We start from the raw sequence: 10,010 nt of genomic DNA on the forward strand, positions 1-10,010 counted from the left end.
GGTGGCTCAGAACTGGATGCCCGATCGCTCGGCGACCGTGTGCATGTCCTTGTCGCCCCGGCCCGACAAATTGACGAGGAGCACTTTGTCGCGCGGCAACGTCTTGGCGAGTTTCGCGCCGTACGCGAGCGCATGGCTCGATTCCAGCGCCGGGATGATGCCTTCGATGCGGCAGCAGTCGTGGAAGGCCTTGAGCGCTTCGTCGTCGGTGATGCCGACATACTCCGCGCGTCCGGCGTCCTTCAGCCACGCGTGCTCAGGCCCGACGCCCGGATAGTCGAGACCCGCCGACACCGAATGCGTCTCGATGATCTGGCCGTTCTCGTCCTGCAGCAGATACGTGCGATTGCCGTGCAGCACGCCGGGGCTGCCGCCCATGAGCGATGCGGCGTGGCGTCCGGTGTCGATACCGTCACCCGCCGCTTCGACGCCGATCAACCTGACGGCTTTATCGTCGATATAGGGGTAAAAGATACCCATCGCATTCGATCCGCCGCCGACGCACGCAATCACCGCGTCCGGCTGACGGCCCGTCATTTCGGGCATCTGCACGCGGCATTCGTCGCCGATCACGCGCTGGAAGTCGCGCACCATCATCGGATACGGATGCGGACCCGCCACCGTGCCGATGATGTAGAACGTGTTTTCGACGTTCGTCACCCAGTCGCGCATAGCTTCGTTCAGCGCATCCTTGAGCGTCTTCGAGCCGGATTCGACCGGCACGACCGTCGCGCCGAGCAGCTTCATGCGATACACGTTCGCCGCCTGGCGACGCACGTCTTCCGCGCCCATATAGACCACGCATTCCATGCCGAAGCGCGCGGCGATCGTCGCCGTCGCTACGCCGTGCTGGCCCGCGCCGGTTTCGGCGATCACGCGCGGCTTGCCCATCTTGCGCGCGAGCAGCGCCTGGCCGATCACGTTGTTGACCTTGTGCGCGCCCGTGTGATTCAGGTCTTCGCGCTTCAGATAAAGCTGCGCGCCGCCGAGCATTTCGCTCCAGCGTTTAGCGTGATAAATCGGCGACGGACGGCCCACGTAGTGCTTGAGCTCGTACTCGTATTCGGCGATGAATTCGGGATCTTGACGGGCCGCGTCATACGCGACGCGCAGTTCGTCGAGCGCGTGGATGAGCGTTTCGGAGACGAACACGCCTCCATATTGGCCGAAATGGCCTCTTTCGTCTGGCAAGTTGTACATTGCGTCACTCTCTCGGTTACGTGGCCGCGGCGCGGCGCACGTTCGATTCACCCGGCATCCGCTTCGCGCACTGCGCGCACGAACGCCGCCATTCGGACGGGATCCTTCACGCCCTTGGCGCCCGGCATTTCGATGCCGCTCGAGACATCGACCGCGTACGGGCGCACACGCCGAATGGCGTCACTGACGTTTTGCGCGTTCAACCCACCACTCAAAACGGCCCGATGCCCGAGATCTGTTGGGATAAGTGACCAATCGAATACCTTTCCACCGCCGCCGAAGCCCTCGACGAGAGCGTCGAGCAGAAGGCCGCCAGCAGCTTTGAACTTGAGAGACGATTCTATCAAATGGCCTGCTGACGCATCAGGCCCAATTCGCAGTGCGCGCCAATAGGATAAACCCGCAATCGACGCGAGTTCCTCGCATCGCTCGGGGGTTTCATCGCCATGAAATTGCAGCAGCGAAAGCGGCACGTTCGACGTGACCTCGCGAATCCACTCCGGCGTCGCATTGACGAACAGCCCGACAGCGGAAACAAGCGGCGGCACGTGCCGCGCCAGTTCGGCCGCCTGCGCGACGCTCACCGAGCGCGGGCTCGGCGGATAAAACACGAAGCCCACGGCGTCCGCGCCGAGCGCGACGGCGTGCTGCACGTCCTCGACGCGCGACAGTCCGCATAGCTTGATGCGGGTGCGATGCAAATCTCGATCGTTCATTTCGGCTCTGCCCAGATTGCGCTCCAGGGCATGCTGGCGATATGCGGCGGCGGCACCGCGAAGTGTTCAGGATAGCCGACCTCGGCCAGATACAGCCCGTCGGGCATGAAGGTCGGCGCGGCGATGCGGCGATCGCGGGCGGCGAGAACGTCGGCCATCCACGAAGCCGGATGACGCCCACGCCCGATCGCGACGAAGCATCCCATCAGATTGCGCACCATGTGATGCAGGAACGCGTTGGCGCGGAAGCGAAAGTGGATGAAATCGCCCTGCTCGCGCACATCGATCTGATAAAGGTGCTTCACGGGCGTTTTCGACTGGCAATCGGCGGCGCGAAACGACGAGAAGTCGTGCTCGCCGATCAGACACGCGATCGAATCGCGCATCGCTGCCACGTCCAGCGGCGTGTGCACCCAGCCCGCGCGTTTCGCCAGCATGGGTGAACGCACCGGATTGACGTACAGAACGTAATAGTACGTGCGCTCAAAGGCCGTGAAGCGCGCGTGGAAGTCGTCCGGCATCGGCTTCGCCCATTGCACCGCGACGGTATCGGGCAGGAAAGCGTTCGTGCCGCGCACCCACGAAAACTCGGTGCGATCGAGATCGGTATCGAAGTGCACGACCTGGCCAAGCCCATGCACGCCCGTATCCGTGCGCCCGGCGACCACAGTCTGAAGCGGCGTCTGCGCGAATTCCGCGAGCGCTCGCTCAAGCTCGTTCTGCACGGTCTTGCCGTGCGGCTGAGACTGCCAGCCGCAAAACGCTGAGCCGTCGTACTGAATGCCTAACGCGATGCGCATCTCAGGAATGCGGCGCCAGCGTCGACAAAAGCGTGGCAGCCTGCTGGCGCGTCGCCGGATCGTTCGATTCGATCACTTCCTGGAGCAGCGTGCGCGCGCCGGGAAGATCGCCCAACTCGATGTATTCGGCGGCCAATTCGAGCTTATTGCGCGCGATCGTCGCGAGTTGCGCGTTCGTCAGCGCGGGCAGCGGCTCGGTTGCGTTCGATGTCGGACCGAGATCGAAATCGAGACTGAGCGGCCCGAATTTCGTCGCGCCGAGACCCGCCACTGATCCGGCGCCCGCCGTCCCTGCTTCGATTTGCGATGCCACGGACTGACCCTGCGACTGCGCATGCCGCGTCGCTTCGGGCGACGCCACGGGCTGCGGCACGAACGGCACCTGCTCGATCGGCTGCGGACCCGCCGGCGGCAGCGATCCGGGACGCGTATCGCGCGGTTTCGTATCAGCCGACGGCGATGTCACCGTGCCCGGCTTCGTCACGCCGGGCGGCGTGATAGTGAGTTCGAGACGCGGCGGCAGCTCCATTTCGAGCGAGCCCAGCGCCTGAACCGCGTCCTGGGGGAATTTCGGCATCGGGAAACGATCCGTGAGCGCCGGCTCGTCATCGGGCGCCGTGCCCCATTCTTCGGCCGCACGCGCCGCGCGTTCCTCGATATCGCGCTGCTCGGCGGCGCGCAGTTCAGCGGCCTGCTCCTCCGCCGCACGCGCCTGCAACTCGCGCAGCTCGGCCTCGCGCGCGATGATTTCGCGGGCGGCCGTCTCGCGCGCCCGTTCCTCGCGCTCGGTCACCTGACGCAGTTCGGCCTCGCGCTGTCCCGCTTCGGGCCCCGCCTGCTCGCGGACGAGCGCTTCGCGCGCGGCGGCTTCGCGTGCGCGAATCTCGCGCTCTTCGGCCTCGCGTGCGGCGGCCTGGCGTGCCGCGGCTTCGCGTTCCTCGATTTCCCATTTCTCGGCTTCACGACGCGCCGCTTCCCGCGCCGCGATCTCGCGCGCGTGCTGCTCGTGCTGGTCGTGTGCATCCGGTTCGGTGATCGGCGGCACGAAATCGGGATGACGCGCGGCTGGGGCCACAGGCGCAAAAGGTTCCTCCGGTGCCGTGTGGCGCGCCTGATCAGCCGCTGGGGCGGACGGCTTCGCTTCGGTCGCCGGCGGCAATGCATCGGGTGACGGAACGACCGGCGCTCGAGCCGCCTCCGCGTCGTCGATGCTCGCCGCTGCTGCCGCCAGTCCGGCCGGCTTGCCTTCGGCCCGGGATGCCGCCTCGCGTGCCTTGCGCAGCGCTTCGTTGCGTGCGTCGGCGTCGGCCTGGGCTTCTTCCAGACTCGCGAACGTCCGGGGCGCACGGTCCGCGTCGCCACCGTTTGCCACGGCAGACCGCTTCTTGCGCCGCATTCTGAGCAACAAGGCGCCAATGAGCGCGATCACGATGCCGATGACGATCGGCGACAGTCCGATGGTCGCCGCCGTCACGCCAGTGGGACTGGCAGGCGCCGGCGCGGCCGCGGCGGGCTCGCTGGCGGACGCCGTGGTCGCAGAAGCCGCCTCGGGCGTCGTATTCTCGGGCGCCGCCGTTGCGCTTGCTTGCGGCTCGACGGCCGATGCAGGCGCAGCAGCCGACGCCGCCGGCTCAGGCGTGGTGACGGACGCGGGCGCGGGCGACTCGGCGCTCGCAGCGGGCTGCGCCTCGGGCGCCGAAGGTGCAGGAGGCGCCGCGCCGCTCAGATCGGCGGGCACGTTCAGCATCGCGCCGAGCTTCAGCTTGTTGATATCGTGCGCCGCGAAGGCGTTCGGATTGGCGTCGAACAAGGCACGCGCCGCCTTCGCCCGAACGTCTCGGTCCTTCGATCCCGTGAGCTCGCCGACGACATCGTTCAGCGATTGCCCCGGTTTGACCATGTACGTCTGTCCTGTCGTGGCAAGCGCCGCGGCACCGCTCGCCTGGGCGAGCGCATCGCCGGGATTCGCCACGAACATCGCGCATACGGCGAGACCGATCGCGGCAAGCGCCGAACGCGACGACGACAGGATAGACCGGCAAGGTCGTTGGATCATTGAGGCTCCGGGTACGGCAAAAAAAGGTGACACATACGGTGCAAAATCGCGCGAAAACCGCGGCTTTGCAACAGGGACTGCGTAAAAACAAAAAAGCGCCGCGTGAAACGCGACGCTTTCGGGGCTGGGTTGCGCTTCAAGGCGCGTAGTTTACTTCACTTGTCGAGCAGAATGCGCAGCATGCGGCGCAGCGGTTCGGCGGCGCCCCACAAGAGCTGATCGCCGACCGTGAACGCCGACAGATACTCGCCGCCCATCGCGAGCTTGCGCAGACGGCCGACCGGCACCGTCAGCGTGCCCGTGACGACCGCGGGGGACAGATCGCGAATCGACGCTTCGCGCTCGTTCGGCACGACCTTCACCCAGTCGTTCGCCGACGCGAGAATGCCGTGCACGTCGTCCAGCGGCACATCCTTCGTCAGCTTGATGGTGAGCGCCTGCGAGTGGCAGCGCATCGCGCCGATCCGCACGCAGAGGCCATCGACGGGAATCGAGCCCGGCGTGCCCATTGCCGGCTTGCCGAGGATCTTGTTGGTTTCCGCGCCGCCCTTCCACTCTTCCTTCGACATGCCGTTGCCGAGATCCTTGTCGATCCACGGAATCAGCGAGCCCGCGAGCGGCACGCCGAAGTTGTCGACGGGCATGCGTTCGCCGTTCATCGCGGCGAGCACGCGACGGTCGATGTCGAGAATCGCCGACGACGGATCGGCCAGATCTTCCTTCGCGGAACCGTACAGCACGCCCATTTGCTGGAGGAGTTCGCGCATGTTCTGCGCGCCCGCGCCCGAGGCGGCCTGATAGGTCATCGCGGTCGTCCATTCGACGAGGTTCTCGCGGAACAGGCCGCCGAGCGCCATCAGCATCAGGCTGACCGTGCAGTTGCCGCCGATGAAGTCGCGGCCGCCCTTCACGAGCGAATCCTTGATGACGTTCAGGTTGACCGGATCGAGGATGATGACCGCGTCGTCCTTCATGCGCAGCGCCGAGGCCGCGTCGATCCAGTAGCCCTTCCAGCCCGCCGCGCGCAGCTTCGGATACACCTCGTTGGTGTAGTCGCCGCCCTGGCACGTGATGATGGCGTCGCACTTCTTCAGGTCGTCGATGCTTGTCGCATCTTTGAGCTTCGTCTCGTTTTTGGCGAACGACGGCGCGTTGCCGCCCGCATTGCTGGTGCTGAAAAACACCGGTTCGATCAAGTCGAAATCGCCTTCCTGCTGCATGCGTTGCATCAGGACGCTGCCGACCATACCGCGCCAACCAACGAGACCTACGTTCATGACTAACCTTTGACTGTGGAAGCTTCCCCGCATCCTTTACCCGGCGTGGCCGCGCGGGGAAGACGCTCGGACACGCGGGACGATCAGCGAATCGTGATCGCTTTGATGGAGATTTTCGTAATGCGCGTTTTTGCCGTGGCTTCGATAGCCACGGTGCACGTGCTGATGGCGAGTTCCTTCGCGAGCGACTTTGAGCCGCGTCCGATGGAATCCAGAGAGAATTGAGAGTTCTTCGCCATAGAAAAGCAATATACACGAATACCGGCCGTTTTCGTCGGCCCTATGCTGCAGGTGCGTGAAAATCGTGGGGATCGTGCGCGAACATCCGTAAAAAGAGACGATCGGCCGCCTTTTTGCTTTCAGGCGCCGATCGTTTTCCGGCGATTACAGCGCTTTCAGCACCGCGTCGCCCATTTCCTTCGTGCCGACGACCTTGCCGTCCGCCGTCGCGATATCGCCGGTGCGGTAGCCCTGCTCCAGCACCTTCTTCACCGCGCGCTCGATGCGGTCCGCCTGCTCGGTCTTGGCGAGCGAGTAGCGCAGCATCATCGCCGCCGACAGGATGGTCGCGAGCGGATTCGCCACGCCCTTGCCCGCGATATCCGGCGCGGAACCGTGCGACGGCTCATACAGGCCCTTGTTGTTCTTGTCGAGCGACGCCGACGGCAGCATGCCGATGGACCCGGTGAGCATCGCCGCTTCGTCCGACAGGATGTCGCCGAACATGTTGCCGGTCACGACGACATCGAATGCCTTCGGCGCCTTCACGAGCTGCATCGCAGCGTTGTCGACGTACATGTGCGACAGCTCGACGTCCGGATATTCCTTCGCGACGTCGATCATCGTGTCGCGCCACAGTTGCGACGTTTCGAGCACGTTGGCCTTGTCGACGCTCGTCAGCTTCTTCTGGCGCTTTTGCGCCGCGGCAAACGCAACGTGCGCAATGCGGCGCACTTCGGGCTCGGAATAGCGCATCGTGTCGAAGCCTTCCTTCGCGCCCGCGAACGGGCCGTCCGGTGCTTCGCGCAGGCCGCGCGGCGCGCCGAAGTAGATGTCGCCGTTCAATTCACGAACGATGAGGATATCGAGCCCCGACACGATCTCCGGCTTCAGCGACGACGCGCCCGTCAGTTGCGGATAGCAGATCGCCGGACGGAAGTTCGCGAACAGTTGCAGATGCTTGCGCAGGCCGAGAATCGCCTGTTCGGGACGCAGCGCGCGCTCGAGCTTGTCGTATTTCCAGTCGCCGACGGCGCCGAACAGGATCGCGTCGGCTTCTTTGGCGAGCGCGAGCGTCGAGTCGGGCAGCGGATGGCCCTTCGCCTCGTAGCCCGCGCCGCCGACCGGCGCTTCTTCCAGTTCGAATTTTTCGCCGAGCGCGTTCAGCACCTTGACCGCTTCGGCGGTGATTTCGGGACCGATGCCGTCGCCGGGGAGCACTGCAATTTTCATCGTCTCTTCCTTCTTCGTATGTCGTATTTCGATTAACCGACGAGGCGGTTATTCAGCCACGGCTGCTTCGTCAAACGCTCCGCTTCGAACGCCTTGATCTTGTCGGCGTGACGCAGCGTGAGCCCGATATCGTCGAAGCCGTTCAGCAGGCAGTATTTGCGGAAGCCCGGCACTTCGAACGCGTATTCGGTGCCGTCGCCGGTGCGCACGACTTGCGCTTCGAGATCGATCGTCAACTGGAAGCCGACGAACGCGTAGGTCTCGTTGAAAAGCTTGTCGACTTGCTGCTCCGTCAGCACGACCGGCAGCAGGCCGTTCTTGAAGCAGTTGTTGTAGAAGATGTCCGCGAAGCTCGGCGCGATGATCGCGCGAAAGCCGTATTGATCCAGCGCCCACGGCGCGTGCTCGCGCGAGCTGCCGCAGCCGAAGTTCTTGCGCGTGAGCAAGACCGACGCGCCCTGATAACGCGGCTGATTCAGCACGAAGTCCGGGTTCAGCGGACGCTTGCTGTTGTCCTGGCCGGGCTCGCCGACATCGAGATAACGCCATTCGTCGAACGCGTTCGGGCCGAAACCCGTGCGCTTGATCGACTTCAGAAACTGCTTCGGGATGATCGCGTCCGTGTCGACGTTCTCGCGATCGAGCGGCGCGACGAGGCCGCTATGCACAATGAATTTTTCCATGATCTTTCTCAGTATCCCGTTTGATCACGCAAGCTTGCGAACGTCGACGAAATGGCCTTCGATCGCGGCGGCGGCGGCCATCGCGGGGCTCACGAGGTGCGTGCGACCGCCCGCGCCCTGACGGCCTTCGAAGTTGCGGTTCGACGTGGATGCGCAGCGCTCGCCCGGCTCCAGCCGGTCGGCGTTCATGGCGAGGCACATCGAGCAGCCCGGCTCGCGCCATTCGAAGCCGGCGTTCGTGAAGATCTTGTCGAGGCCTTCGCGCTCGGCCTGCGCCTTCACGAGACCCGAACCGGGCACGACCATCGCGAGACGAATATTCGACGCCACGCGCTTGCCCAGCGACTTCACGACGTACGCGGCCGCGCGCAAGTCTTCGATACGCGCATTCGTGCACGATCCGATAAAAATCTTGTCCGGCTTGATCGATTCGATCGGCGTGTTCGGCTGCAATGCCATGTAGGTCAGCGCACGTTCCATCGCGTCGCGCTTGACGGGATCTTTTTCCTTGTCGGGATCGGGCACGCGGCCATCGACCGACGTCACCATTTCCGGCGACGTGCCCCACGTCACCTGCGGCACGATCTCGGCGGCATTCAGTTCGACGACGCGATCGAACTGCGCACCGTCATCCGACCTGAACTGACGCCAGTACTCGACCGCCTGATTCCACTCTACGCCCTGCGGCGAGTACGGGCGATCTTTCAGATAGTTGATGGTCGTGTCGTCGACGGCGACCATGCCGGCGCGCGCCCCCGCTTCGATCGCCATGTTGCAGACGGTCATGCGGCCTTCCATGGTCAGCGCGCGGATGGTCGAGCCGCCGAATTCCATGGCGTAACCCGTGCCGCCCGCCGTGCCGATCTTGCCGATGATCGCGAGCACGATGTCCTTCGCGGTGCAGCCGCGCGGCAACTGGCCTTCGACCTTCACGAGCATGTTCTTGCTCTTTTTCTGCAAAAGCGTTTGGGTGGCGAGCACGTGCTCGACTTCCGACGTGCCGATGCCATGCGCAAGCGCGCCGAACGCGCCGTGCGTGGACGTATGCGAGTCGCCGCAGACGATGGTCATGCCCGGCAGCGTCGCGCCCTGCTCCGGCCCGATGATGTGCACGATGCCCTGACGCAGGTCGTTCATCTTGAACTGCGTGATGCCGAAGGCGTCGCAGTTGTCGTCGAGCGTATCGACTTGCAGCTTGGAAACCGGATCGGCGATGCCGTGCGAGCGGTCAGTCGTCGGCACGTTGTGATCGGAGACCGCCAGATTCGCGCTGATGCGCCACACCGGGCGCTCGGCCAGCTTCAGGCCTTCGAAGGCCTGCGGGCTCGTCACTTCATGCAGCAGGTGACGGTCGATATAGAGGATCGAGGTGCCGTCCTCTTCCGTGTGGATCACGTGCGTGTTCCACAGTTTGTCGTAGAGAGTCTGTGCCATGGTGAGCGCTTTCGTGGGTGACTGCGGGGATTGATCGGTCTGCGGCTGTGTTTGGTCGATTATGCCACTTCCGCGCGGGGGATGGGTACTAGGCTACGGGAAAAAACCTATTAAAAACATAGAGTTATGGTAGTGGTTCCGGTACCCGGATCACGAGTACCCGGCTGCGTGACGGACACATTTCCGTCGATGTCTTTCCGCACGCGGCGCAAAAAGCAAAAAGCCCCGGCGATTTCCTCGCCGGGGCTTTCGATACAACCTGAGGCTCGACTAGCTTTAACGCTTCGCCAGCGGCTTCGCTTCACGCGGCGTCTGGCCGATGAACAACTGACGCGGACGGCCAATCTTCTGCTCCGGATCGGCAATCATCTCGTTCCATTGCGCGATCCAGC

General features: G+C 64.2%; 8 protein-coding genes. All 8 read right to left on the bottom strand.

Translation table 11 applies throughout. The annotated features are described in order from the left end of the window. Positions 1 to 6 precede the first annotated feature (6 nt). The 8 genes from trpB to leuC all read right to left on the bottom strand — a co-directional run bounded on the left by trpB (position 7) and on the right by leuC (position 9,618). Positions 7 to 1,200 carry a tryptophan synthase subunit beta gene (trpB, locus tag AWB76_RS10910; protein WP_061160143.1) on the bottom strand — a complete coding sequence of 398 codons (1,194 nt, stop codon included), beginning with the start codon at positions 1,198 to 1,200 and terminating at the stop codon, positions 7 to 9. 47 nt (positions 1,201 to 1,247) lie between these two features. Beyond that, entirely contained in the window at positions 1,248 to 1,916 is a 669-nt protein-coding gene (locus AWB76_RS10915; RefSeq protein WP_061160144.1) for a phosphoribosylanthranilate isomerase, read from the bottom strand. Further along, complete coding sequence (truA, locus tag AWB76_RS10920; RefSeq protein ID WP_061160145.1) at positions 1,913 to 2,716, bottom strand: tRNA pseudouridine(38-40) synthase TruA; 804 nt, start codon at positions 2,714 to 2,716, stop codon at positions 1,913 to 1,915. The genes AWB76_RS10915 and truA overlap by 4 nt, the downstream gene beginning before the upstream one ends. Position 2,717: 1 nt before the next feature. Beyond that, entirely contained in the window at positions 2,718 to 4,772 is a 2,055-nt protein-coding gene (locus AWB76_RS10925) for a FimV/HubP family polar landmark protein (protein ID WP_061160146.1), read from the bottom strand. Positions 4,773 to 4,927: 155 nt separating this feature from the next. Then, entirely contained in the window at positions 4,928 to 6,049 is a 1,122-nt protein-coding gene (gene asd / locus AWB76_RS10930; protein WP_061160147.1) for an aspartate-semialdehyde dehydrogenase, read from the bottom strand. A gap of 384 nt (positions 6,050 to 6,433) precedes the next feature. Continuing rightward, positions 6,434 to 7,501 (bottom strand): 3-isopropylmalate dehydrogenase, encoded by a 1,068-nt coding sequence (gene leuB / locus AWB76_RS10935; RefSeq protein ID WP_061160148.1) that lies wholly within the window; start codon positions 7,499 to 7,501, stop codon positions 6,434 to 6,436. 32 nt (positions 7,502 to 7,533) lie between these two features. After that, positions 7,534 to 8,184 (bottom strand): 3-isopropylmalate dehydratase small subunit, encoded by a 651-nt coding sequence (leuD, locus tag AWB76_RS10940; protein WP_061160149.1) that lies wholly within the window; start codon positions 8,182 to 8,184, stop codon positions 7,534 to 7,536. A gap of 24 nt (positions 8,185 to 8,208) precedes the next feature. After that, positions 8,209 to 9,618: a 3-isopropylmalate dehydratase large subunit gene (leuC, locus tag AWB76_RS10945; protein WP_061160150.1), complete on the bottom strand. Its 1,410-nt coding sequence runs from the start codon at positions 9,616 to 9,618 to the stop codon at positions 8,209 to 8,211. Positions 9,619 to 10,010 lie beyond the last annotated feature (392 nt).

This window comes from Caballeronia temeraria (genome assembly GCF_001544795.2).
Classification (GTDB): Bacteria; Pseudomonadota; Gammaproteobacteria; order Burkholderiales; family Burkholderiaceae; genus Caballeronia; species Caballeronia temeraria.